The sequence below is a fragment of the Klebsiella huaxiensis genome (genome assembly GCF_003261575.2).
Classification (GTDB): domain Bacteria; phylum Pseudomonadota; class Gammaproteobacteria; order Enterobacterales; family Enterobacteriaceae; genus Klebsiella; species Klebsiella huaxiensis.
The window spans coordinates 4,327,388-4,352,022 of record NZ_CP036175.1 but is presented as its reverse complement, the minus strand read 5'-3'; the positions used below and the strand labels follow the sequence as shown (position 1 = coordinate 4,352,022).

The following is a 24,635-nucleotide window of genomic DNA, read 5'->3' as shown; positions in this document are numbered from 1 at the left end:
GGAGAGACTGCGGTGCGCATTTCGCGCACCGGCTGAATTATTTCACGCCATGATAGCCATCAAGATACGCTCCGGACAGCTCGTTGCCGAACAGCACGGCGTCTTTATCCTCCATTGCGTTGTCCCACTTATCGCTAGCGTTGCCGTTGAAAGAGTGCTGCGTCTTTGTGCCCTGCGCCGCCTGCTGCTTGATGGCATCAGCGGTGCGGCGGGCATCGTTTTCGCTCATGCCTGACGCCTTGTCTTTCTGGCCCTGAGCATATATCTCGGTAAAGTTTGGCAGATTTAAACGGTAATTTTCCTGACGGTTAGTGGCGAAATTACCGCCGACAAAATCGGTGCGGTGTGAGACAAAATAGTAAGCATGGCGCTCCGGCGAAGATTTTGAGGAGGTGCAGCCGGAGAGAGCGGCAAGAGAACAGCTGAATGCGATAATCGCTATTTTTAGTTTCATTAATGACATCATCCCTAATTATTTAGAATATGCACTCTGGATAATTTGAGTACAGGAAAAATAGCACGGTAGCACCCGAAGACCCATTTATCCAGGGGTCTTCAGGTATCGTATTTTTTAGATCTGCGCCAGCCCGCCATCAACGTAGATTTCAGATGCGTTAATAAAGCTTGCGTCGTCAGAAGCCAGGAAAGCGACAGTTTTCCCTACTTCCTCCGGCTCGCCAATGCGCCCAAGCGGTACGTCGGCGGCCAGCATATCAAAGAGTCCCTGGCGCTGCTCTTGCGCGACAAGCCCTCCCAGGCCCGGTGTACGCACTGGCCCCGGACTGACCACATTCACGCGGATACTGCGATCCTTCAGGTCCAGTGCCCATGAACGTGCCAGATTACGCACGGCGGCCTTACTGGCGCTGTACACGCTGAAATTCGCGGTCCCTTTGACCGCCGCCGTAGAGCCCGTAAGGATGACGGAAGCACCCTGCGTCAACAGCGGCAAGGCTTTCTGAACGGTAAACAACACGCCGCGCACGTTGGTGCCAAAAATACGATCGAAGTGCTCTTCTGTTATGGCGCCCAGCGGCATCATGTCGCCGCCGCCCGCATTGGCAAAAAGCACGTCCAGTCGTCCAGATTCGCTGGCAATGGTCGAAAACACGCCATCCAGGTCGCTTAAAATCGAGGCATCGGCACGGATCCCTCTGGCTGCGGGACCGATTAACGCCACCGCAGCGTCAAGTTCCTCCTGGCGGCGGCCGGTGATGTACACCGTCGCACCCTGATTTGCCAGCTCCTGTGCTGACGCAAGGCCGATACCCGAACTACCGCCGGTGACTAACGCGATTTTTGCCGAAAGTTTTTTACTCATGATGCACTTCCTTAACTAAAGTATGAATATGCCAATTGAGTCATCGACTTACAGTGATAACCTGGCGGCTAAGTACGGTTGTCACTGTACCTTCAGCCACGGGTGCAAAAAACGTAGTAATGTGAAAAACACTCTTCACACCTATGAATAATCGCCGACTGCTATCAGGAAAAAGCGAATAATGGATCGGTTTTCAGCCCTCAAAGTCTTTACGCGCGTTGTCGAAGCCAACAGCTTTACCCGGGCCGCAGACTCGTTGAATATGCCCAATGCCACCCTCAGTAAAGCGATTCAACAGCTTGAATCTCATCTTGGCGTTTGCTTACTGCAACGTACAACTCGACGCATTACCGTCACGCCGGAAGGGCGCGAGTACTATGAAAAAGCAGTGCGTATTCTTAAGGACCTGGACGAGATTGACGCCTCATTTAGAGCTTCTCGCAATAAGCCAAAGGGCCATCTGCGCGTCTCGGTAGGAGGATCAACCGCCCGCGATATTCTGATCCCTCTTCTGGCTGGCTTTATGGCGACCTATCCGGATATCCGCATTGATCTGGCGGTAGCTGACAGCCCCACGGACCTTATCAGCGGCAACATCGACTGTGCTATCCGAGGTGGGCCGCTGGACGACTCGACGCTTATCGCCCGCAAAATAGGTGAAGCAACGATAATGACCTGCGCCACGCCGGGTTACCTCAGGCTCTACGGTATTCCCGCTTATCCTGATGAATTGAAGAACGGACACCGGCTTGTCTGCTATTTGTCTCCCGCCAGCGGAAGAGCCTTTCCATTTCGCTTTGAGGACAATGGCATTACCCAGGAGATCAAAACGGAATATCACCTTGGTATAAATGAGAGCAATGCCCATATTGCGGCTGCGGAAGCTGGGCTGGGTATTGTGCAGACCTTCTCTTACTCTTTGAGAAATGAACTGGCGAACGGAACACTGGTGGAAATACTCAGCAAATGGCGTCCAACTCCTTATCCATTTCACGTTGTTTATGCGCAGAATCGACACGTTACGTCCCGGCTACGTGTATTTGTCGAATGGCTTGTGGAGACGTTTCCGGCGGCGGTGAAAGGGTAATTGACCGCAGGAACCAGAGAATTATGATAGCCTGCGAAATATAACGTCTATTGCAGGAAATGCAGTCTCTATGTCAATTCAGAAAATCGCTCGCCTGGCGGGCGTCTCGGTGGCGACGGTATCGCGGGTACTAAATAATAGCGATACCGTCAAAGAGAAGAATCGCGAGCGCGTACTGCAGGCCATTAAAGAGAGTAACTATCAGCCTAATCTGCTGGCCCGTCAGCTGCGAACGGCTCGTAGCTACATGATTTTGGTGATGGTCTCTAACATTGCGAATCCCTTTTGCGCTGAAGTGGTCAAGGGGATTGAAGAAGAGGCTGAAAAGCACGGCTACCGGATCCTGCTGTGTAACTCCGGGTCGGACCTGGCGCGTTCTACCTCTGGCCTGCAACTACTTTCTGGCAAAATGGTTGACGGCATTATCACCATGAACGCGCTCTCCAGCCTGCCGGAACTCACCACCATGATTGGCGACGCGCCGTGGGTCCAGTGCGCGGAATATGCTGATAACGGCAGCATCTCCTGCGTCGGCATTAACGACGTCGACGCGGCTCAGGGGGCGGTTTCGCGTTTGGTCGACAGCGGACGAAAACGCATTGCTTTAATAAATCACGATCTCAGCTATCGTTACGCGCGTCTGCGCGAGCGCGGCTATAAAAGCGTGCTGCACGTTCGCGAGCTGGATTATCAGCAGGTGACCTACGCCAGCGATCTTAGCGCCGCTGCCGGTAAAAAGGCGATGGAACAGCTGTTGGCGTTGGACGAAAAGCCCGATGCGGTATTTGCCGTTTCTGACTCACTGGCGGCGGGCGCACTGCGGGCCATTACGCAGGCCGGACTACGGGTGCCGGAAGACATTGCGGTGATTGGTTTTGATGGCACCGAACTGGCGGAAGTGGTCTCGCCGCAGCTGACCACCGTTGAGCAGCCCTCGCGCGCGATTGGTCGCACGGCGGTGACGTTATTGATGAAAAGAATCGACAATCCTGACGCTGCCGTTGAGCGGGTGATGATGGACTGGCGCGTGATCCCCCGCGCCAGTGCCTGAGAACCTTACTGAGATACTGCTCCCGCCAGCGAACGAATATCGTTGCCGGTGGGGGACTGGTGAATGCGCAGGCCGAACTCATCAACCACCGCGAACACGTGGTCGAAAATATCCGCCTGGATGCTTTCATATTCTGCCCACACCACGGTATTGGTGAAGCAGTAAATCTCAATCGGTAGACCGCTGGCATCCGGGGCCAGCTGGCGCACCATCAGCGTCATATCTTTGCGAATGCGCGAGTGATTGCGTAAATACTCCTGCAAATAAGCGCGGAAGGTGCCGATGTTGGTCATTTTGCGCTGGTTCAACACCGATTGATCGGTCGCATTTTGCTGGTTCCAGGCGCTAATTTCCTGATGACGGGAATCCATATACGGCTTCAGCAGTTTGGCCTGAATCAGGCGCTGCTGCTCTTGTTCATCAAGAAAATGAATGCTGGTGGTATCGATATTCAGGCTACGCTTTATGCGTCGACCGCCGGACGCGGACATGCCGCTCCAGTTTTTAAACGAGTCGGACACCAGCGACCAGGTTGGAATGGTGGTAATGGTATTGTCCCAGTTGCGCACCTTCACCGTGGTCAGGCCGATGTCGATCACCGCGCCGTCAGCGCCGTATTTCGGCATTTCCAGCCAGTCGCCGAGCTTGAGCATATCGTTGGCGGAGAGCTGAATGCCAGCCACCAGGCCGAGAATCGGGTCTTTGAATACCAGCATTAATACCGCGGCCATTGCGCCGAGGCCGCTAATCAGAATCGCCGGGGATTGGCCTATCAACAATGAAATAACCAGAATGCCGACGATAATCGCGCAAACCAGCTTTATCCCCTGAAATATCCCCTTAAGCGGAAGCTGAGAGGCGGTGGCGAATTTCTGCGATAAATTGAACACCACGTCCAGCAGTGAGAAGAAGGACAGCATCGCGTATATCATCACCCACAGCTGCGCACAGGTGGTGAGTATTTCCGCAGCCTCGCTGCCTTTTTGCAGCCATAAAACCGCCTGGACGTTGACGATAATCCCTTGCAGGGTAAAGGCCAGACGATGAAACAGTTTGTTCTGCGTGATGATTTGCAGCCACAAATGGCTACTGGCCTGCGCCCGCTTTTCGAAGGTACGCAGCACCACTTTGTGCAGAATAAGGTGAACGACAACTGCCGTCAGAAGAATAATGCCGAAGATAATAATGAGTGAAGTGGTGGGGGTTATTTCGATGCCTAATGCGGCGATTTGCGATATTAATTCCTGCATAACGTCTCCTTTACATCCAGCGGTTATGATGACCGCTGGATGACTATTATGCAAATCGCAGGTTACGCAGATGTGAATTATGAAGCCGCTACCGCCGGATGCACGTTCAGATGATGGCGCAGGCATAGTGCGATGGCGCCCAATATCAGCATCATCACCACCTCAACCGCCAGAAAATCGATTAACGCCTGCGGATAGTCGCCGCCGCTGCGGTGGGCGAGGGTTAAAAATAGCGAACCAAGAATCGCCGGGCCAAGTCCCAGCGTCGCCTGTTGCAGGGTGCTGAGAATCGCACTCCCGGCCCCGGCGTCACAGGCGCTGATATCGCGCATTCCGATGCGGTAAAAGCTATTGACGATCAGCGCCTGCCCATAGCCGATAAGCACTGTGGACGGCACCAGAGCCAGAGTAGAGGTTTGGGTTCCGAGGTGATAAAACGTGGCGCTCAGCAGCAGCAGGCCGACAATCTGCACCGACAGGCCAATCAGCAGGATGCGCCCCATGGTGTAGCGGGCAATCAGCTTCGGCGCGTACAGCGCAGAGATGAAATAGGCCACGCCGAGGGCGATAAAGCTGTTGCCGGACTGCCATGGCGCCATCCCCAGGCCTGCCTGCATGGTCAGCGCCATACAGAACATAAACCCGGACCAGGCGCTGAAAAAGAGCAGGGCGATGGCCATACCAAAGCGAATGCTGGTGAGCTTCAGCAGGCGGGGCGGTAATAACGGTTGTTCGCCGCGCTGTTGTTTGCCCAGCGCGCTGGCTCGCATCCACAGCAGCAGCGGCAGCACGGCGACTAACATTAGCTGGAGCGCCCACGGCCAGTGCAGTTCCGGCCCCAGCGCCATTGGGAACAACAGGCAGCAGAGGATCAGCGCAAGGCTGAAAGTGCCCTGCCAGTCGATACGCGAATGCGCTTCGCGCCGGGTCTCGGGGACGTAGCGCGGGCTAAAAGCCAGCACCAGCAGGCAGATTGGCACGTTGATAAAGAACGCATTTCGCCAGCCTAAACCGGCGATGTCCGCCGATACCAGCCAACCACCGCCCATCTGACCGACGATAAACGCGATACCGCCAATGCCGCCGTACAGGCTGATGGCCCGGGCGTGGGCTGTGCCTTTCAGGGTGATATGCAAAGTGGCGAGGATCTGCGGCACGATCAGCGCTGCACCGGCTCCCTGTAAGGTGCGTGCCGCCAGCAGGGTATGAATGGAATTTGCCATCCCGCACAGCAGGGAGGCGACGCCAAAAATCGCTACGCCCCACATAAACAGATGACGGCGACCATAGTTATCGCCAAGTTTGCTGCCCATCGCCAGACAGACGGCAAAGGCGACGCCATATAGCGCAACAATCAGCTCCAGTTGGGTGGCGCTGGCATTCAGTGATTGGGTGATCGAATCCAGCGCGACGTTGGTGATCGAGGTGTCGATCAACGGCAGCATTTGGCCGGTCAACAGCAGGAATAAACCGGCGCGGCCGGGTGAAACAGCAGACGAATTCATCGGATCTCTCCATTGCGTCATTCAGCGGATGGCCGTAGCATCACCGATAATTTAAACGGGTACCAGTTCCTGTCTATACTGGTATTGGTACTACCATGCTGGAGGTTTTATGACGACGATGCCGCAACGAGAAGCGCTTTCGATCGTGCCCGACGATAGCCGTAAGCAACTGGGGGCTTTTCTACGTGCCCGGCGAGAAAGCCTCGACCCGCAGCGCCTGGGGCTGCCGCGCGTCGGACGGCGACGCACGCCGGGCCTGCGTCGCGAAGAGGTGGCGATGCTGGCGGATGTTGGCGTCACCTGGTACACCTGGCTGGAGCAGGGGCGGGAAGTGAATCCGTCTGAGGCGGTGCTGGTGGGGGTGGCGAATGCGCTCCAGTGTAGCCCGCTGGAGACCCGGCATCTGTTTGTACTGGCCGGGCTGACTCCGCCGGAGGCCACTCAGATCACGGTATGCGAAGGCATTAGCCCCGGTACCCGGCGGATGCTTGATAGCCTGATGCCGCAGCCCGCCAGCATTCAGAAGCCGAGCTTCGATATTGTGGCGTGGAACGACAGCTTTTGTCGGCTGATGGGTATCGACTTCGCCACGATCCCGGAAGAGGATCGCAACTGCATTTATCTGTACCTGACCAATGAAACCTGGCGCAGCCGGATCGAAAATCGTGATGTGCTGGCGACATTTGTCTCTTACTTTCGCGCGGCGATGGCGGAGCACCGCGGCGACCCGCTGTGGGAGAATAAACTGGCGCGCTTTTTCGCCGCTTCGGCTGAGTTTGAGGCACTGTGGCATCAGCGCTATGAAGTGCGCGGAGTGGAGAATCAGGTGAAAAACTTTAACCATCCGCAACTTGGACGCTTTAGCTTGCAGCAGATGTACTGGTATTCGGCCCCGCGCAACGGCTCACGCCTGCTGGTCTATTTACCGATGGATGAAGCAGCCGAGAAAGCGCTGGCGTGGCTGGATAAACAATAATGACAAGGAATGCCTATGAATATTACCCGTAAAGAGCAACGCATCATTCAGCGTGCTCTGGACGCCTGGCAGAACAGCGGCGAGTTAATACCGGAAGATAGCCAGCGATTGGCGCAAACGCTGCACGTTTCACCCTTCGACTGGCAGCGTCTGAGCCGCTACGCTTTCTGGACCGCGCTGGCCTGCGTGCTGGTGGCGCTGGGCAGCCTGTTTGCTGACAGCGACCTGATTGAGTATCTACTTAGCCTGTTCAGCAGCTCGGCGCTGACGCGGATAATTCTGCCCACGCTGCTCGCGGCGGCCTGCTACGGTTGGGGATTTCGTCGCCAGCGGCGGGAAACCCAGTGGCACTACAGTACCGAAGCGATTCTGTTTCTTGGCGTAGTCTTTACCGCCGTGGCGCTATGGCAACTGGGTGAGCGCCTGGATACCGGCAGCGGCCATATCGCGCCGCTGTTCCTGGCCGGATGCGTGATTTACGGCGCGATTGGCTTCTTTGCCCGCTCTGGGCTGGTATGGCTTTTTTTCCTGCTGTCGTTGGGTAACTGGTTTGGTGCGGAAACCGGCTACGTCTCGGGATGGGGGGCCTACTGGCTGGGCATGAGCTATCCGATCCGCTTTGTGCTGTTCGGCGGCGCGCTGCTCGCGCTCTGCTATGGCGCACAGAAATATTTACGCGAGCGCCAGCTGTTTACCGTCAGCAAAGTGATGGGTCTGACGTATCTGTTTATCGCTCTGTGGATCCTGTCGATTTTTGGTAATTACGATCTGGATAGCTGGTCCAGCATGTCGCAACGACAGCTGTTGCCATGGGGATTGCTGTTCGCTGCAGCGGCAGGGATCTGTATTTATATCAGTCTGAAAAACGATGATGGCATGCTGCGCGGTTTCGGCCTGACGTTCCTGGCTATCAACCTCTATACCCGCTTCTTCGAGTTTTTCTGGGACGGGATGCACAAGGTGGTGTTCTTCCTGATCCTTGCCGTTTCGCTGGCGGTGATTGGCCGCTATGCGGAGCGCATCTGGCACGCAGGGGAGCGGTAGTTAAGGTGGCTGCAAAATACTGCGGTCTATCCCCGGGGGCGGCGCTCGACGCGCCTTGCCCGGGCTACGGATTCGTACAGTCGGTGGTTTTGTAGCCCGGATAAGGCGACAGCCGCAATCCGGGGATTACCCTGGCGTAAAAAAACCAGAGAATTAAATCTCGGTGATCGTCGTTGCCTGCGGCAGGCGGGATTTCGGCAGGGCGGCGTTGAAATCTTCAACGCTGTGATGGCCGACAGGCACTACCACCAGGCTGGTGTAGCCCTGGGCCTTCAGGTCGAACTCGGCATCGAGAATCGCGAAATCAACGCCTTCAATCGGCACCGCGTCCAGACCCATTGCCGCAACGCCAAGCAGGAAATTGCCAACGTTCAGATAAACCTGCTTCGCCATCCACTGGTCGTCATCGTGCAGGTCTTTGCGGTGCATATCGGCAAAGAAGGTGCGACCTTTGTGATTCGCGGCTTTGGCTTCAGCATTAGCAAAACGGCCATCAGCCTCTTCCTGATTCACCACGCGCTCAAGCCAGGCGTCATCCATTGCGGTTTTCGCGCAGAAAACCACCACGTGGGACGCGTCGAGAATTTTACGTTCGTTAAAGACGTAGGTGCCGCTCGCCGCTTTAGCGACGCGCGCTTTACCTTCATCGCTGCTGGCAACGATAAAGTGCCACGGCTGGGAGTTGGTGCTTGACGGGCTGTACTGCAGCAGCGTTTTCAGGTTTTTCGCCTGCTCGGCAGTCAGTTTTTTAGCGGCGTCAAATGCCTTGGTGGAGTAGCGCTTTAAGGCAACCGATACGATATCCATACTCTTCCTCACTGTTTACAACCCCTTGCGGGTGCGTTTCGTGCAGGAAGAGTACAGCGATGTTGGGGAAATGATAAGGGGCAAAAATGCGATAACACTTATCGCGCTGCGCTGAAAATCAACCCGGGCGCAGGCGTTGCTGCTCTTTTTTACTGAGTGTATCGACTATCAGGTTCCACGAATCATTAATCAGCTCAGCCAGCAGGCCCTCGTTGATATCCTCTCCGGGAACCACGGAGATCCAGTGTTTTTTGTTCATGTGGTAGCCAGGCTCAATGCTGCGGTAAATCTCCTGATGAAGCAGTGATTTCTGCGGGTCGCACTTCAGGTTGACCAACGCGCGGCCGTGCGCCGTCATCGTCAGCATAAAAATCCGCCCGCCGACTTTAAACACATCGCACTCCGGGCCAAACGGCCAGCAGTGTTCGATAAAGGGAAGCTCCAGCGCGATACGGTGCGCTTGTCGATGCAGCGAGAGATGGTCCATCAGATAGTTTCCTCATGCAGAGCCTGCCACATTGCCTCAAAGCCTAATGCAATGAGTTCCCTGGCACGCTGCGGATCGTTGCTGGCGTACTCGATAGTGGTTTCTGCCAGTGACAAAAATAGCGCATCACCAAAGGTGCGATACGCATCGCTAAGAAAAATGGGTTTTACCGAAAGTTGGCATATCTCGTTGAGCTCGGGGAACATCTCTTTAACCCGGGTACGCGTTTCATCGGTAATCCGTTCGCTCAGGGACATGCGGCGTATGGCTTTATGCTCCATCGGTTTGCGCATACCCCAGTCGATATAGCTGTTCCAGATATTACGCGCATTCTCTTTCGGGCGGGTTTCGTTTGGGACAAGACTAGATACCATCACCTGAACTAAACCCGATTTGATAGTGAGATAAAGCTCGTTGAGCAGATCGTCCTTGGTGGCAAAATAGCGAAACAGCGTCCCCTCAGCAACCCCGGCGCTGCGGGCGATGGCGGAGGTTGAGGCGGCGATTCCCGATTGGGCAAAGGCGGCAGTTGCGGCCTCCAGTAACGCTTGCTTTTTATCTTCACTCTTAGGACGAGCCACTACACTTTACCTCACACGTTATAAAAACCTGATCTAAGCATGCCTGACATGGGCACTGCAACGCCGTCTGTCAAAATTTGAAAATCGTCTTGACGACTTTCAGCTTCTTCCTAATAATGAGTGCTTACTCACTCATAATCAAGCCTTATAACAAAAACCTCCAGGAAGGAGGATTTCGCCAGGTCAGGATATGAACCGTATCATCTTCAGCGTGGTCGCCATCATGTTATTAGCGTCAGCAACAACTTTGCCGTTTGTGTTAAATGCCGGATTTGGTCAGGCGCCGCAGGGCGCACAGCTCAGCGTGGTGGAACAGTCCCCTCACTATTATGGCGGCCAGTTTCACAACCAGCTGCCGACGCCTGGGTTTACCGGGCAAAAAAATATGCTGGCCGCGTGGTGGGAGTTTCTTGTCGCCAAACGCGAAAACGCCAGACCGGCCCAGCCGCTACCGCTGGTGAAAACCGATCTGGCCAGTCTGCCGTTAGGGCAGGACACCATGGTCTGGCTCGGGCACTCCTCCTGGTATTTGCAACTGGCCGGTAAACGTATCCTGATTGACCCGGTGTTTAGCAACTATGCTGCACCGTTCTCCTTTATTAATAAGGCTTTTGCCGGGGATTACCCGTGGCATGCTGAAGGAATGCCGGATATCGATCTGCTGATTATCTCGCACGATCATTATGACCATCTCGACTACGCCACCATCAAAGCGCTGATGCCGAAAATCAAGCACGTGGTAACGCCGCTGGGCGTTGGCTCGCATCTGCGCTACTGGGGCGTCGATAGCGCCATTATTAGCGAAGTGGACTGGAATCAATCGGTACAGGTCAGTGATGAGCTAACGGTTCACGCGCTGCCCGCGCGCCACTTTTCAGGCCGCGGCCTCAAGCGTAACCAGACGCTGTGGGCCAGCTTTATGTTCGTCACTCCGCAGCAGAAAATTTACTACAGCGGCGATAGCGGCTACGGCCCGCACTTTAAAGCCATCGGCGAGCAGTTCGGTGAAGTGGATTTGGCGATTATGGAAAACGGTCAGTACGACCAGGACTGGAAGTACATCCACATGATGCCGGAAGAGACGGCGCAGGCCGCTGACGATTTACACGCTCGTGCGGTGCTGCCGGGCCACGCCGGGCGCTTCGTGCTGGCAAAACATACATGGGACGATCCGTATAAAAGGCTGGCGGAGGCCAGTACAGGGCGGCCGTGGCGACTGCTGACGCCAATGTTGGGTGAGCCGGTTTGGGTCGCGGATAAAACGCAATCATTTAACGCCTGGTGGCGGTAACGATGAGAGTGGTTCAGGAGGAGAGAGGACATATGACTATTTCCGCTCAGGTCATTGATACGATCGTCGAGTGGATTGATGATAATTTGCATCAACCGCTACGTATTGACGATATTGCGCGCCATGCCGGTTACTCGAAATGGCATCTGCAACGACTGTTTTTACAGTACAAAGGGGAGAGTCTGGGGCGTTACATTCGCGAGCGCAAGCTGCTGCTGGCGGCGCGCGATCTGCGCGATACCGATCAGCGAGTTTACGATATTTGCCTGAAATACGGCTTTGACTCGCAGCAAACCTTTACCCGCATTTTCACCCGCACGTTTAACCAGCCTCCGGGTGCCTACCGTAAAGAAAATCACAGCCGCGCCCACTGAAAAGTGTCCGCCGGGGGAAGACCGGCGGACACTTTTCTTACCAGGCGTAATTCACTGTTGCCGTCACCGTCCGACCAATGCCGTAGAAGCAGGCGCTATCGCTGGCGCATGAGGCCACGTATTTGGTGTCCGCAATATTGTTGACGTTGAACTGCACTTTCGCCCCTTTCAGGCTTGAGCTTAATTCGCCTAACTCATAGCTCACCATTGCGTCATACAAATCCACCGCCGGAACCTTAAAGGTGTTTTTCGCATCGCCATAGCTGGTGCCGATATAGCGCACGCCAACGCCCGCCGTCAGGCTTTTTAGCGCGCCGTCCGGCAGGGTATAGCTGGTGAACGCTGAGGCCATATGGGTTGGAATGCGCGCAGGGGTTTTCCCTTCGGTGCCGACCACGGTGGTATTGACGGTTTCCGCATCGGTGTAGGTATAAGAAGCAATCAGGTTGAGGTTATCGAAGACCGTTGCGTGCGCTTCGGCTTCCACCCCTTTCGAACGAACCTTACCGCTATTTTCAAACCATCCGGCCGCGCTGTTGTAGGTGGCGACGTTGCTCTGCGTCAGGTCATACAGCGCGAGGGTCATTAACGCGTTTGGGTTCGGCTGATATTTCAGGCCCACTTCTACCTGCTTGCCTTCGCTTGGATCGAACGGCCCGACGCCCGGCGCGCGGTTGGTTTGTAGATTAGGTTCGAACGAAGTGCTGTAACTGATATAGGGCGAGAGGCCGAAATCAAAGGCGTACAGCAACCCGGTACGCCAGGTGAACTTGTTGTCATTCTGCTGGGTGCTGCTGGCGTCGGTAAAATCAGTGGTGCGTACTTCTGCCCAGTCGTAGCGCCCGGAAACCAGCAGCTCCCAATTTTGCCAGCTCAGCTGATCCTGGAGATAAATTCCCGCCTGGTCGAGATTTTGCTGCTCATCGCTGGCGGTGCTGAAGGTGCTTTCATCAACGCTAACGCCGTAAGAAGGACTGCGCCAGTCGATATCGTACTGTGAGCCGCCGGCGCGGCCGAGGTACTGTTTATCTTTACTGGTTTTGTAATCCAGACCACCAATCACCGTATGTGCCACCTGGCCGCTGGCAAACTGCGCCTCAAGCTGGTTATCAATACCAAACTCATCGGTCTGGCGCTCTTCATGTTGGGCGCGGCGCGAGAGCACGGAACTGTTGGCTGCGCTGGTGGTATAAACCAGATAGCGGTACTTCTGTTTGATGGTCGCGTAGCGGGCGTTCTGCCGCAGGGTGAAGGTATCGTTTAGCTGGTGCTCGAATTCATAACCAATCATCGTTTGTTCGCGCCACGACTGATTGTAGTTAGGGTCGCTGACGTTAAAATCGCGCGGAATATAGCTTCCGTCGACGCTTTCCACGGTGCCGTAGCGCGGCAAGAAGTTACGGTAACCGGCATCCGGGTCTTTCTGGTAGCTGGTTAACAGGGTAAAGCGGGTGGCGTCGTTAGGATACCAGGTCAGTGCCGGGGCAATGGCCATCCGTGTCTCTTTGTAGTCATCTATCTGATTATTCTGGGTGCGGGCGATCCCGTTCAGGCGATAGAGCAGGTGGCCGTCATCGCTCAGCGGACCGCCAAAGTCGAAAGCCCCTTCGGCAAGGTTGTTATTGCCGGTACGGAACTGCACTTCATGAATCGGCTGGCTGGTGGGGCGTTTGCTGGTCATGCTGATAAGCCCGCCAGGGTTCACCTGACCAAACAGCACCGAGGCCGGGCCGCGCACCAGCTCAACGCGCTCCAGCAGCCACGGGTCGAAAGTCCCGGTCTGCGAGGAGGCGGTGGCCCCGTAGCTCAGGCCATCGAGGAATTTGGGCACGTAGCTAAAGCCGCGTACGAAAACTTCGTCGTTGCGGTTAGAGGCTCCGCGATATTCGGTAAAGACGCCCGCGCTATAGCGCAGCGCCTGGGAAACCGAGGTGACATCCAGCGCCTGCATTTGATCGCGGGTGACCACCGATACCGACTGCGGCGTCTTGACGATCTCTGCGGCAGTTTTCGTCGCCGACAGCGTCTTTGTTGCCACAATTCCCTTTAGCGGCGCTGTTGGATCTTCGCCGTTGCCTGCGGTGACAACGATCGTTTCCTCCGCCGCCAGCGCCTGCCCGCCGAAGGTGGATACCGCGAGGCTCGCGGCCCAGAGTGCTGTTATCTTATTATATTTAAACATTTTTATGATTTTTCCTTGGTTAAGTCGCCATCAAAAAAACCGCCATCTTCGTGATGAATCGTCCAGCGGCTGTCATTAACGGTGTCAATGTTATTGCAAATAGTTATTATTTGCATTAGCGTTATTAACAAATTTTTACAAGGAAATATCGGGCAATGAAGACGGCGTGGAGCGGCCTGCTAATTGGCATGAGTGCCTTACCGGCAGCGGCGATGAACTGTGAATCACCTTCTTTACAAGGTGAACTGCAGGGGAAGTTTGATGCCAGCGGCGAGGTCTGTTTTGACCTGCCAAAGCTGGGTGAGAACTATGTTGCGGCGACTCTCTCCGGCGTCACCGATGCCCGACTGCTGGATGAGAACAATCGTCGCCTGCGCACGCTATTGGCAGGCGGCCCGGCAGATGGAGAACAAACTTTGCTATTTTCTCTGCCGGTAAACCGTGCCTCCTCACTGGTACTGCACGGTGAAGAGGGCGCGCGCTGGCGTTTTCAATGGCAGATGCGAGAGACTACCGCGCTGGCAAAAACACAGGCGCTGGATCCGGTCAGTCCGCGTCTGCAGCAGCTTAAGCGCGAGCTGGCGGCAGGAGGTTCAACGGCGAATTTCTGGCAGGAGCGTGAACTGGAAGGAACGCCCATGGTGGAACCGGTGGACGTCAGCCATAAGCGAGTGACTTTCCTGTGGCGCGGGGCGAGCCAGAACGTGTTTATTCTGGGGTCTCCGGCGGGAGATCACGATCCGCTGTTTCGCCTCGGCGACTCCGATGTTTGGTTTCGCAGCTACGTGGTGCCCGCCGATACCCTAATGCAATATAAGCTGGCTCCGGATGTGCCGCAGGTGGCGGGCAGCGCGCGGGAGCAGCGGCGAGCGATTCTGGTCAGCGCCCAGGCCGATCCGCTCAACCCCAACAGCGTCAACGCTGCCCAGGATCGCTGGAGTCGCTACTCTTTGCTGGCGCTTAATCCTGCACGTTTTTGCTCGGTGCAACGTATGACGCAGCCGCTGCGCTACGGCACCTTAACCCGCCACCAGCTACGTAGCGACTTCCTGCAAAATACACGAGAAGTGATGATTTACCGTCCGCGTTTGCCGCAGCCCGCGCGCTGGACCTTGATGCTGTTCGATGGCAAAACGTACCAGGACGAGTACCGCTTCGCGAACGTGCTGGACTCCCTGATCGCCAGCCATGTACTGCCGCCGATTAACGTGGTGTTTATCGATAGCCTTGATCATACGCGACGGGCAAAAGAGCTGCCGCCAAACCCCCACTTCGCCGATTTTATGGCTCATGAACTGCTGCCGTGGCTGAACCGGCAGGGGCTCAGCCTGACCCGGCAAAAAACCGTGATTGCAGGCTCCAGCTACGGCGGGCTGGCCGCATCCTGGGTGGCGATGCGCTATCCGCGACAGTTTGGCAACGTGCTGAGCTTGTCCGGGTCGTACTGGTGGGCACCGAAAGGAGAAGAGGCCAGTTGGCTGACGCGGCAGTACCAGCAATCGCCGCGCTATCCGGTACGTTTCTGGCTACAGGCGGGTAAATTCGAAACCAGTGGGCCGGACGGTGGCATTTATGCCAATACCCTCGAATTTGAGCAGGTACTGAGAGAGAAGGGCTATGCGGTGAGCTTCCATCCCTCGTCCAGCGGTCATGATTACGCTGCCTGGTGCGAGGCGCTGGTCAACGGTATGCGTGACTTGACCGGCTTAACGCTCAAGGGAAAACCAGCGACGCCACACCCAGCGCAACACCACATACTCAATAGCGCCCAGCGCTAAGAACCACAGGCAAAAGATCAGCGTATAAAGCTGGTTGAGATCCATCAGGTGGAACATCTCAACCAGCTTTTGCGCCAGCGTCAGGCCAAGAGACGGTGCTGGCAGCAGCAGGCAGGATATCAACGCCAGCAGAAGAATGCCGGCGGCGCTGAGGAGCGTTTCTAGCGGATGTTTCATTATTTGTTAATCATCAGTTAAAAACATATTGTCCGGTAAAAACTGAATCAATGCAATATAGTTTCGCAGGGAATTAAATTACGCCTTAAGTATTATTTATAATAATCCTCTTTCATTCCCATGTTAATTAATTTAGGCATATTTGTGATTAAATTAATTACACCGGACTGTAAATTAACGTCATTATTAAGCCAGCGCTTTTACAAAAGTATAGGTGCTATATCCCACCAGAGTAGCGATAATAATGGCCAGCAAGATGTAAAGCACCAGACGGCGTCCGCGGTAGATTCCAAACATAGTAGACCTCGTTTAGTTTTGGTTTATTAATATTTTGCAATTATTGTTTTATAGAATTAACTTACCACAAATTTTGTATTTGCGAGAGACTAAATATTGCGCAAGCTCAAATTATCTCCCGCCTGTTTTTTAATTTTCTCATTGGCCCGGAATGATTCCAGGCTTTCCGCCTCACGGAATTTTAAGGGAGATATATTTTGACCAAAATGATCAAAACTAATAATACCACCCCCTCAGGGGATGCCGCGCCACGCCGGGCATATCAGCAGACCGTTGATGCGGTGCTGGCGCAGAAAAACAGCCATACCAGCGGACTGAACTCCGCTGAAGCCGCCGAGCGCCTGCAGACTTTCGGCCCGAATGCGTTACCAGAGAAGAAAGGCAAGCCCGCCTGGCTGCGCTTTCTCGCCCATTTTAACGACGTACTGATTTTTGTCCTGCTGGCTGCTGCCGCGCTCACGGCGGTAATGGGCCACTGGGTTGATACCCTGGTTATCCTTGGCGTCACGGTGATCAATGCCCTGATCGGCCATATCCAGGAGAGCAATGCTGAAAAATCGCTACAGGGCATCCGCAATATGCTCTCCAGCGACGCCCGCGTGCAGCGCAACGGTAAGCATGAAACCATCCCGACCCGCGACCTGGTTCCGGGCGATATCGTCATTCTGCGCGCGGGAGACCGTGTGCCTGCCGATATGCGCCTGATTGAAACTCACAATCTGCGGGTGGAAGAAGCGATTCTGACCGGTGAGTCGACGGTTGTGGATAAAACCACCGACGCGCTGGAAGGTGAACTGCCGCTGGGCGATCGCACGAATATGCTGTTCTCCGGCACCACCATCAGCGCCGGCGGCGGCGTTGGCGTAGTGACCGCTACCGGTCAGGAGACCGAACTCGGTCACATCAACCAAATGATGGCGGGCATTGAGAAGCACCGCACGCCGCTGCTGGTGCAGATGGACAAGCTCGGCAAAGCGATTTTCGTCATTATCCTGGCGATGATGGCCGCGCTGTTCGTCTTCAGCCTGGCGCTGCGCGACATTCCTCTCGGTGAGCTGCTGCTCTCCCTGATTAGCCTGGCGGTTGCCGCCGTGCCGGAAGGTTTACCGGCGATTATCTCGATTATTCTCTCCCTCGGCGTACAGGCGATGGCGCGTCAGCGGGCGATTATCCGCAAGCTGCCGACGGTGGAAACCCTGGGCGCAATGACCGTGGTGTGCTCGGATAAAACCGGCACCCTGACGATGAACGAGATGACCGTCAAAGCGATCATCACTGCTGATTGCTGCTACCGTGTTGAAGGCGACAGCTACGAGCCGCAGGGCAACATCTGCCTGGAAGGCAGCGATGAGCCGGTGCAGATTAAAGCGGGCAGCGTGCTGGAAACCTACCTGCGTACCATCGACCTGTGTAACGACAGCCAGATGATTCAGGACGAGCGCGGCCTGTGGGGCATTACCGGCGGGCCGACCGAAGGGGCACTGAAGGTATTGGCGGCGAAAGCGCAGCTGGATCCGGTTGACGCGCGCCTGGTCGCGAAAATTCCGTTCGACTCGCAGTACAAGTACATGGCGACCCATCAGAAAATGGGTGACGTCGAGCGGGTGCTGATTACCGGCGCGCCGGACGTGATTTTTGCCATGTGCCGCCAGCAGATGAGCAAGCAGGGCGCGGTACCGTTCGAGCCGCAGTACTGGGAAGAGGAAATGGCGCGCTTTGCCCGCCAGGGCCTGCGCATGGTTGCCGCCGCCTACAAACCGGCTAACGTTGGCAGCACCACGCTGACCCACGACGATCTCCGCGAAGGTCTGGTCTTCCTCGGCATTGCCGGGATGATGGACCCGCCGCGCCCGGAAGCGATTGACGCTATCCACGCCTGCCAGAATGCGGGGATCCGCGTGAAGATGATTACCGGCGACCACCCGCAGACGGCGATGAGCATCGGCCAAATGCTGGGGATTACTAACAGCCGTCAGGCGATGACCGGCTATCAGCTGGAGCATATGGATGACGCCGAGCTGGCGAAAGCCGCCGTTGAGTACGATATTTTTGCCCGCACCAGCCCGGAGCATAAGCTACGCCTGGTGAAAGCGCTGCAGGATAACGGTGAAGTGGTTGGCATGACCGGCGATGGCGTCAACGATGCTCCGGCGCTGCGTCAGGCCGACGTCGGCATCGCTATGGGTATCAAAGGAACCGAGGTGACCAAAGAGGCCGCCGACATGGTTCTGACCGATGACAACTTTGCCACCATCGCCAGTTCGGTCAAAGAGGGGCGTCGGGTCTACGACAACCTGAAGAAAACCATTCTGTTTATTATGCCGACCAACCTGGCGCAGGGGCTGCTGATTATCATCGCCCTGCTGGCGGGGAACATTATTCCGCTGACGCCGGTGCTGATTTTGTGGATGAACATGGCGACCTCCGCCACGCTCTCCTTCGGTCTCGCTTTTGAAGCTGCCGAGCGCAACGCGATGAACCGCCCGCCGCGTAAAACCGGCCAGCACGTGATGGACGCTTTTGCCGTCTGGCGCGTCGCTTTCGTCGGCACGATGATTGCCGTCGCCGCCTTTATTCTTGAGGCCTGGCTGGCACCGCGCGGCCACAGCCCGGAGTTTATCCGCACCGTGCTGCTGCAGATGCTGGTGACCGCGCAGTGGGTCTATATGATTAACTGCCGCAGCAGCGACAGCTTCTCGCTGAACATGGGGCTGCTGCGTAACAAAGGCATCTGGCTGGTAAGCGGCGTGCTGCTGCTGATGCAGCTGGTCATCATCTACGTACCGGTGATGCAGACGATGTTTGGCACCGAAGGGCTGCCGCTGCGCTACTGGTTCATCACTCTGGTCATCGGTATTGCGATGTTCCTGGTGGTCGAAGTTGAGAAACGCCTGACCCGCCGTTTCCGCAAAACCGCGTAGTCTGTCTGATTCGTCCGGTGTCCCTTCTCCTGCGGGAGGAGGGACGCCGCATCGTCGTAAGGAATTCCCCCCATGAAAAAGATCATCCGCTCCGCCTTGCTGGCCTGCGGCCTGGCAGGCTACGCCCTGACGACTGCCGCCGCTCCGGCGATTCCGGTGCGCGTTGCCACCGTTGAGCAAGCGCCGCATGCCAACGAGCGGCAAATTTCTGGTCGCGTTGAGGCCATCCACTCCGTTGATATTCGCGCCCGTACTGAAGGGGCGATCGTGCAGCGCCATTTTCAGGATGGGCAGTACGTCAATAAAGGCGATCTGTTGTTTACCCTTGATGACGCCCAGCCCAAATCCGCGCTGGCGCTGGCGCAGGCCGAGCTGAGAAGCGCGCAGGCTTCGCTCCGTCAGGCCCAGCAGCTGTTAAGCCGCTACCAGCAGCTAAAAAATAACCACTCGATCAGCCGCAATGACGTGGATACCGCCCAGATGCAGCGTGATGTCGCCGCCGCCGCCGTGGAGCAGGCGCAGGCGCGCATTACCGCCCAGCAAATTACGCTCGGCTACACCCGTATAACTTCGCCGGTCACCGGACGCGTCGGCCATAGCGCGTTTCACGTCGGTAGCCTGGTCAATCCCTCCAGCGGCGTGCTGGTGGACGTGGTCCAGCTTGATCCGATTCGCGTCGCCTTCTCACTCGATGAAACCGCCTTTTTCGACAAAGCGGGCCAGCATGCGGATATTGCCGCGCTGAAGCAGGCGTGGATAGCGCAGGTCGATGTTGATGGGCAGCGGCAAAACGGTGTACTGACCTCCGTCGATAACCGCATTGATAGCCGCACTGCCAGCGTGGCGCTGCGTGCTGAATTTGCAAACCCGCGGCACCGTCTGCTGCCCGGCGCTAACGTGGCGATTTTCTTTCGTCCGCAGCAGCTTGCGCAAAGCCCGATGATCCCGGCATCTGCGATGCAGCAGGACGCGCAGGGCTTTTACTGCTGGGTAATGACGGCGGACAACACCGTAGCGATGCGCCGTATCACCCCAGGCGGCCAGCAGGGGCAGCAGTTTGCGGTGGTGGAAGGTATTAATGCGGGCGAGCGCGTGGTGACGGAAGGCGCCCAGCGCCTGCGTGATGGCGTAGCCGTTCAGCTGCTCAACTAAAGAGGGGGAAGGGATGTTGACGTTTTTTATCCGTCGCCCGCGTTTTGCGATGGTGATTGCGCTGCTGATGACTTTTATCGGCGCGGTATCGCTAAAGCTGATCCCGGTCGAGCAATATCCGCAGATTACGCCGCCGGTCATCAACGTTAGCGCCAGCTGGCCGGGCGCCAGCGCGGCGGACGTGGCACAAGCCATTGCCGCGCCGCTGGAGACTCAGCTCAACGGCGTTGACCATATGTTGTATATGGAATCTACCAGCTCCGATGAAGGCACCTACAGCCTGAGCCTGACTTTTGCTGCCGGTACCGATGCCGATTTAGCGGCGATTGATGTGCAGAATCGCGTTTCCCAGGCAGTGGCGCAGCTTCCTGCCGAAGTGCAGCAGAACGGCGTGCAGGTGCGCAAACGGGCAACGAACCTGCTGATGGGCGTGAGCCTTTATTCGCCGCTCGGGACGCTATCGCCGCTGTTTGTCAGCAACTACGCCAGTACCCAGGTGCGCGAGGCGCTGGCGCGCTTGCCGGGCGTTGGCGAAGTCCAGATGTTCGGCGCACGCGACTACAGCATGCGCATCTGGCTGCGACCTGATCGCATGAACGCCCTGAATATCACTAGCGATGATATTTCCCAGGCGCTACGCGAGCAAAACGTACAGGGCGCGGCGGGGCAGGTGGGGACGCCGCCGGTATTTAACGGCCAGCAGCAGACCCTGACCATCAACGGTATCGGTCGGCTGAGCGACGCCGCCAGCTTCGGGCAGATTGTGGTGCGCAGCGGCGAACGCGGTCAGCTGGTGCGCCTGTCTGACGTGGCAACCATTGAGCTGGGCGCGCGCAGCTATAGCTCCGGCGCACAGCTCAACGGCAAAGACTCCGCGTATCTCGGTATCTACCCGACGCCGACTGCCAATGCCTTACAGGTTGCCAGCGCGGTGCGCGCCGAGCTGACCCGGCTGCACGCGCGTTTTCCGGCGGATCTGACCTGGGAGGTGAAGTTTGATACCACCCGCTTTGTGGCGGCGACGATCAAAGAGATCGGCGTATCGCTGGCGTTGACCCTGCTGGCGGTGGTGGTCGTGGTGTCTTTGTTCCTGCAAAGCTGGCGGGCAACGCTGATAGTGGCTCTGGCAATTCCGGTATCGCTTATCGGTACCTTTGCCGTGCTCTATTCGCTGGGCTACAGCGCTAATACGCTGAGCCTGTTCGCGATTATTCTCGCCCTGACCATGGTGGTGGATGACGCCATCGTGGTGGTGGAGAGCGTAGAGACGAAAATGGCGGAGGGACTGGATCGCGGGGCCGCTACCGCCGAGGCGTTGCGGCAAATCGCTGGTCCGGTGATCGCGACGACCTTAGTGCTGCTGGCGGTATTTGTTCCGGTGGCGATGCTGCCGGGGATCGTCGGCGAGCTGTATCGCCAGTTTGCGGTGACGCTATCGACGGCAGTAACGCTATCGAGCCTGGTGGCGCTGACCCTGACACCCGCGCTGTGCGCACTGCTGCTGCGCCCGCGTCCGGAAAGGCCTGCCGCTATCTGGCGCGGCTTTAACCGCGGCCTGGATAAGGTACGCGATGGCTACGGGCGCCTGGTGGGAGGCATGAATCGTCGTCCCTGGCTGGCGCTGGCCGCGACGGCGATGGCGGCCGGGCTGGTGGTCTTTAGCTTCACCACCATGCCGAAGGACTTTCTGCCGCAGGAAGATCAGGGCTACTTCTTTGCCAGCGTGCAGTTGCCTGAAGCCGCCTCGCTGGAACGTACCGAAGCGGTAATGGCCCAGGCGCGGGAGCTGTTGCTGGGAAATCCGGCAGTTGAGGATGTGATTCAGGTGTCTGGCTTCAATATTCTTAACGGCACCAGCGCCTCGAACGGCGGGTTTATCTCGGTGATGCTGAAAGACTGGCATCAGCGACCGCCGCTGGATTCGGTAATGGGGAAACTACAGGGCCAGCTGATGGGGCTGCCGGAAGCGACGATTATGACTTTTGCGCCGCCGACGTTGCCGGGGCTGGGTAACGCCTCCGGATTTAATTTACGCATCCTGGCGCAGGCCGGGCAATCTCCGGCGGAACTGGAGCAGGTGACGCACCAGGTTCTGAGGGCGGCGAACCAGCATTCTCAGTTGAGTCGGGTATTTACCACCTGGAGCAGCAACGTCCCACAGCTCACGCTCAACGTTGATCGCGACCAGGCGGCGCGGCTAAACGTGCCGGTTGCAAGGATTTTCAGCAGCCTGCAAACCGCGTTTGGCGGCACCCGCGCCGGGGATTTCAGCACCAACAATCGCGTTTACCATGTGGTGATGCAAAACGAGATGCAGTGGCGCGAGCGGGCAGAGCAGATTAGCGAGCTGTACGTGCGCAGCGACAGCGGCGAGCGGGTTCGTCTGAGCAATCTGGTGACGATTACGCCGACGTTGGGCGCGCCGTTTATTCAGCAATATAACCAGTCTCCATCGGTATCGGTGAGCGGCTCGGCGGCAGAAGGCGTCAGCAGCCGCACGGCGATGGCGGTGATGGAGCAGATTTTACAATCGAACCTGCCACAGGGGTATGACTACGCCTGGAGCGGAATTTCGTGGCAGGAGCAGCAAACCGGCAACCAGGCGGTGTGGATTGTGCTGGCGGCGGTGGCGATGGCGTGGCTGTTCCTCGTTGCGCAGTATGAAAGCTGGACGCTTCCGGCGAGCGTGATGCTGTCGGTGTTGTTCGCCATCGGCGGGTCGCTGTTGTGGTTATGGTGGGCCGGTTACGCCAACGATGTTTACGTGCAGATTGGTCTGGTGTTGCTGATTGCGCTAGCGGCGAAGAATGCGATTTTGATCGTCGAATTTGCCAGGGCAAAGCGCGAAGAGGGGATGTCGATAGTCGACGCCGCCCGCGAAGGGGCGACTCGCCGCTTCCGGGCGGTAATGATGACGGCGGTTTCCTTCATCATTGGGATTATGCCGATGATGCTCGCCACCGGCGCCGGGGCGCAGAGTCGACGGATTATCGGTACCACGGTGTTTAGCGGCATGCTGGTGGCGACGGTGATTGGCATTCTGTTTATTCCGTCGCTGTACGTGCTGTTCCAGCGCCTGCGCGAGTGGGGGCATCGGCGGATGTAGGTGCGCCTCGGGCCTGGTAGCCCGGACAGGCGCACCAGCGCCGCCTCCGGGGAGATTTTCATGCAGCAACTGAATCCCCCTGGAACAGAAAAACTCGCAGCGATGCCCTGGTGCCCGCTGAAATCGGCGAACCGGAGGTCCGAAGACAAGGGCTGGCCGCCAGGGATGGCGGACAGAGGCGAATCGAGACATGGACAAAATTGCCCGGAGCAATTTTGAACAGCGCTTGCGCTGGCCCCGGAGGGGCGAGTCCCAGGGATGGGACGAGTAGTGTCGAGTTGAGCCGACCGCAGGCTGAGGACCGGGAGGTGAGCGTAGTGCGCAGCACCGATTTCTTTGCGGGACCGCGGGGATTGTAAAGGGGGGGACGGTTTTCTCCCCCTTTACCCGTTCACGTACCGCGGTGAGACATTTTCTGCGAAATAGTGGTGAACGGAACCCCTATAACACCGTCCCGGAGGCGGCGCTTGACGCGCCTGTCCGGGCTACAAAACCGCAGGCGATGTTATGCCGACTACCTGCTCTCCACTGCGATCATGGTGACGAACGGGTGGTACTGCCACGGCACGCTGCCGCCTCTCTGATACATCTTTGAAATAGTGCCATCGAGATACAGCATCTGGCGTACGTTGAGCCTTGTCTGCGCGTAGCAGGCGAAATCATAGAAATTGGTTTCGTGCTCGCTAAGCATAAATACCACTTTGCCCTCAGGGGTGATGCCCACGCCGTTACGCAGCTTGCGCGAGCTGGCAGAGGGCTTCAGGCGCCAGTTGATCTTGCCGTTTTCAATCAGCATCGGCCCGGACTGCACGGCGTACTGGATGGCTGGCGAGGGCTTAAATTTCTCGAGGCTGACAATGCCCGCGTTTTGCCCTTTTAGGTAAAACACTCCGCCGGGACGAATAAAAAAATTGCCGCCGCCGGAGGCGCGGTTAAGCGGGGTCAACTGTCTGCCTTTTTCGATATACAGCCCCAGCGGCGCATACGCTTTATCATAAATGCCGCCGTTCATCGCCATCTGCACCTGCCCATTCTGGTTGATATCCGCCAGCAGCGATCGCAGCGATCCCCAGGCTTTGCCATCCTCTTTCTGCCAGTACATCACAATGCGCTCGCGCTGCGGATTAACGGTATAGCTTTGTAGCGTCAGCAACGGATCGGTCAGCGAGCATTTTCCGCTGGCGAACGCAGGTAGAGATAACAGCAACAACGGCAGAAGAGATAAACAGCGCACGACAGGATCCCAGA

20 protein-coding genes are annotated in these 24,635 nt (G+C 56.8%); 10 read left to right on the top strand and 10 right to left on the bottom strand.

The genetic code is table 11. From position 1 onward, the window contains the following. Window positions 1–37 precede the first annotated feature (37 nt). Together DA718_RS20790 and DA718_RS20785 are read right to left on the bottom strand one after the other, a co-directional pair. Window positions 38–454: an Exc2 family lipoprotein gene (locus DA718_RS20790; protein WP_112215329.1), complete on the bottom strand. Its 417-nt coding sequence runs from the start codon at window positions 452–454 to the stop codon at window positions 38–40. A gap of 117 nt (window positions 455–571) precedes the next feature. Further along, window positions 572–1,321, bottom strand: coding sequence for an SDR family NAD(P)-dependent oxidoreductase (locus DA718_RS20785; protein WP_112215328.1), 750 nt, complete (start codon window positions 1,319–1,321; stop codon window positions 572–574). 181 nt (window positions 1,322–1,502) lie between these two features. On the opposite strand from DA718_RS20785, the gene DA718_RS20780 reads away from it, so the two are divergent. After that, window positions 1,503–2,408 (top strand): LysR family transcriptional regulator, encoded by a 906-nt coding sequence (locus DA718_RS20780; RefSeq protein WP_112215327.1) that lies wholly within the window; start codon window positions 1,503–1,505, stop codon window positions 2,406–2,408. 70 nt (window positions 2,409–2,478) lie between these two features. Continuing rightward, complete coding sequence (locus DA718_RS20775) at window positions 2,479–3,459, top strand: LacI family DNA-binding transcriptional regulator (RefSeq protein ID WP_112215326.1); 981 nt, start codon at window positions 2,479–2,481, stop codon at window positions 3,457–3,459. A 5-nt stretch (window positions 3,460–3,464) separates the two neighbouring features. Here the strand turns inward: DA718_RS20775 and DA718_RS20770 are convergent, their stop codons facing one another. Together DA718_RS20770 and DA718_RS20765 are read right to left on the bottom strand one after the other, a co-directional pair. Next, entirely contained in the window at window positions 3,465–4,709 is a 1,245-nt protein-coding gene (locus DA718_RS20770) for a mechanosensitive ion channel family protein (protein WP_112215325.1), read from the bottom strand. 77 nt (window positions 4,710–4,786) lie between these two features. After that, the gene (locus DA718_RS20765; RefSeq protein ID WP_112215324.1) at window positions 4,787–6,214 is read right to left on the bottom strand and encodes an MFS transporter; all 1,428 of its coding nucleotides are present in this window, start codon (window positions 6,212–6,214) and stop codon (window positions 4,787–4,789) included. A gap of 109 nt (window positions 6,215–6,323) precedes the next feature. Between DA718_RS20765 and DA718_RS20760 the strand changes: the two genes are divergently transcribed. Together DA718_RS20760 and DA718_RS20755 are read left to right on the top strand one after the other, a co-directional pair. Next, window positions 6,324–7,190 (top strand): helix-turn-helix transcriptional regulator, encoded by an 867-nt coding sequence (locus tag DA718_RS20760; RefSeq protein WP_112215323.1) that lies wholly within the window; start codon window positions 6,324–6,326, stop codon window positions 7,188–7,190. 15 nt (window positions 7,191–7,205) lie between these two features. Next, window positions 7,206–8,234, top strand: coding sequence for a DUF2157 domain-containing protein (locus DA718_RS20755; RefSeq protein ID WP_112215322.1), 1,029 nt, complete (start codon window positions 7,206–7,208; stop codon window positions 8,232–8,234). Window positions 8,235–8,387: 153 nt separating this feature from the next. Here the strand turns inward: DA718_RS20755 and nfsB are convergent, their stop codons facing one another. The 3 genes from nfsB to DA718_RS20740 form a co-directional block, all read right to left on the bottom strand. Next, window positions 8,388–9,041, bottom strand: a complete 654-nt coding sequence (gene nfsB / locus DA718_RS20750; protein WP_110273212.1) for an oxygen-insensitive NAD(P)H nitroreductase — start codon at window positions 9,039–9,041, stop codon at window positions 8,388–8,390. 118 nt (window positions 9,042–9,159) lie between these two features. Beyond that, complete coding sequence (locus tag DA718_RS20745) at window positions 9,160–9,528, bottom strand: MmcQ/YjbR family DNA-binding protein (RefSeq protein ID WP_110273213.1); 369 nt, start codon at window positions 9,526–9,528, stop codon at window positions 9,160–9,162. Continuing rightward, entirely contained in the window at window positions 9,528–10,109 is a 582-nt protein-coding gene (locus tag DA718_RS20740) for a TetR/AcrR family transcriptional regulator (RefSeq protein WP_110273214.1), read from the bottom strand. Before DA718_RS20740 ends, DA718_RS20745 begins: the two co-directional genes overlap by 1 nt. A 190-nt stretch (window positions 10,110–10,299) precedes the next feature. On the opposite strand from DA718_RS20740, the gene DA718_RS20735 reads away from it, so the two are divergent. After that, complete coding sequence (locus DA718_RS20735) at window positions 10,300–11,400, top strand: MBL fold metallo-hydrolase (protein WP_112215321.1); 1,101 nt, start codon at window positions 10,300–10,302, stop codon at window positions 11,398–11,400. A 32-nt stretch (window positions 11,401–11,432) separates the two neighbouring features. After that, window positions 11,433–11,774: a RamA family antibiotic efflux transcriptional regulator gene (locus DA718_RS20730; RefSeq protein ID WP_004848570.1), complete on the top strand. Its 342-nt coding sequence runs from the start codon at window positions 11,433–11,435 to the stop codon at window positions 11,772–11,774. A 37-nt stretch (window positions 11,775–11,811) separates the two neighbouring features. On the opposite strand, the gene DA718_RS20725 is transcribed toward DA718_RS20730, so the two are convergent. Then, entirely contained in the window at window positions 11,812–13,956 is a 2,145-nt protein-coding gene (locus DA718_RS20725) for a TonB-dependent siderophore receptor (protein WP_112215320.1), read from the bottom strand. Window positions 13,957–14,111: 155 nt separating this feature from the next. On the opposite strand from DA718_RS20725, the gene DA718_RS20720 reads away from it, so the two are divergent. Beyond that, complete coding sequence (locus DA718_RS20720) at window positions 14,112–15,734, top strand: alpha/beta hydrolase-fold protein (RefSeq protein WP_112215319.1); 1,623 nt, start codon at window positions 14,112–14,114, stop codon at window positions 15,732–15,734. On the opposite strand, the gene DA718_RS20715 is transcribed toward DA718_RS20720, so the two are convergent. Beyond that, window positions 15,663–15,911 carry a DUF1158 domain-containing protein gene (locus DA718_RS20715; RefSeq protein WP_112215318.1) on the bottom strand — a complete coding sequence of 83 codons (249 nt, stop codon included), beginning with the start codon at window positions 15,909–15,911 and terminating at the stop codon, window positions 15,663–15,665. The genes DA718_RS20720 and DA718_RS20715 overlap by 72 nt on opposite strands. A gap of 503 nt (window positions 15,912–16,414) precedes the next feature. On the opposite strand from DA718_RS20715, the gene DA718_RS20710 reads away from it, so the two are divergent. From DA718_RS20710 to DA718_RS20700, 3 genes are all read left to right on the top strand, one after another. Next, a complete protein-coding gene (locus tag DA718_RS20710) occupies window positions 16,415–19,129 on the top strand; it encodes a cation-transporting P-type ATPase (protein ID WP_112215407.1) in 2,715 nt (904 codons plus the stop codon). 72 nt (window positions 19,130–19,201) lie between these two features. Next, the gene (locus DA718_RS20705) at window positions 19,202–20,281 is read left to right on the top strand and encodes an efflux RND transporter periplasmic adaptor subunit (RefSeq protein ID WP_112215317.1); all 1,080 of its coding nucleotides are present in this window, start codon (window positions 19,202–19,204) and stop codon (window positions 20,279–20,281) included. A 13-nt stretch (window positions 20,282–20,294) separates the two neighbouring features. Next, a complete protein-coding gene (locus DA718_RS20700) occupies window positions 20,295–23,387 on the top strand; it encodes an efflux RND transporter permease subunit (protein WP_112215316.1) in 3,093 nt (1,030 codons plus the stop codon). A 514-nt stretch (window positions 23,388–23,901) separates the two neighbouring features. Here DA718_RS20700 and DA718_RS20695 read toward each other — a convergent pair. After that, window positions 23,902–24,621, bottom strand: coding sequence for a phosphodiester glycosidase family protein (locus DA718_RS20695; protein WP_112217372.1), 720 nt, complete (start codon window positions 24,619–24,621; stop codon window positions 23,902–23,904). Window positions 24,622–24,635: the final 14 nt, after the last annotated feature.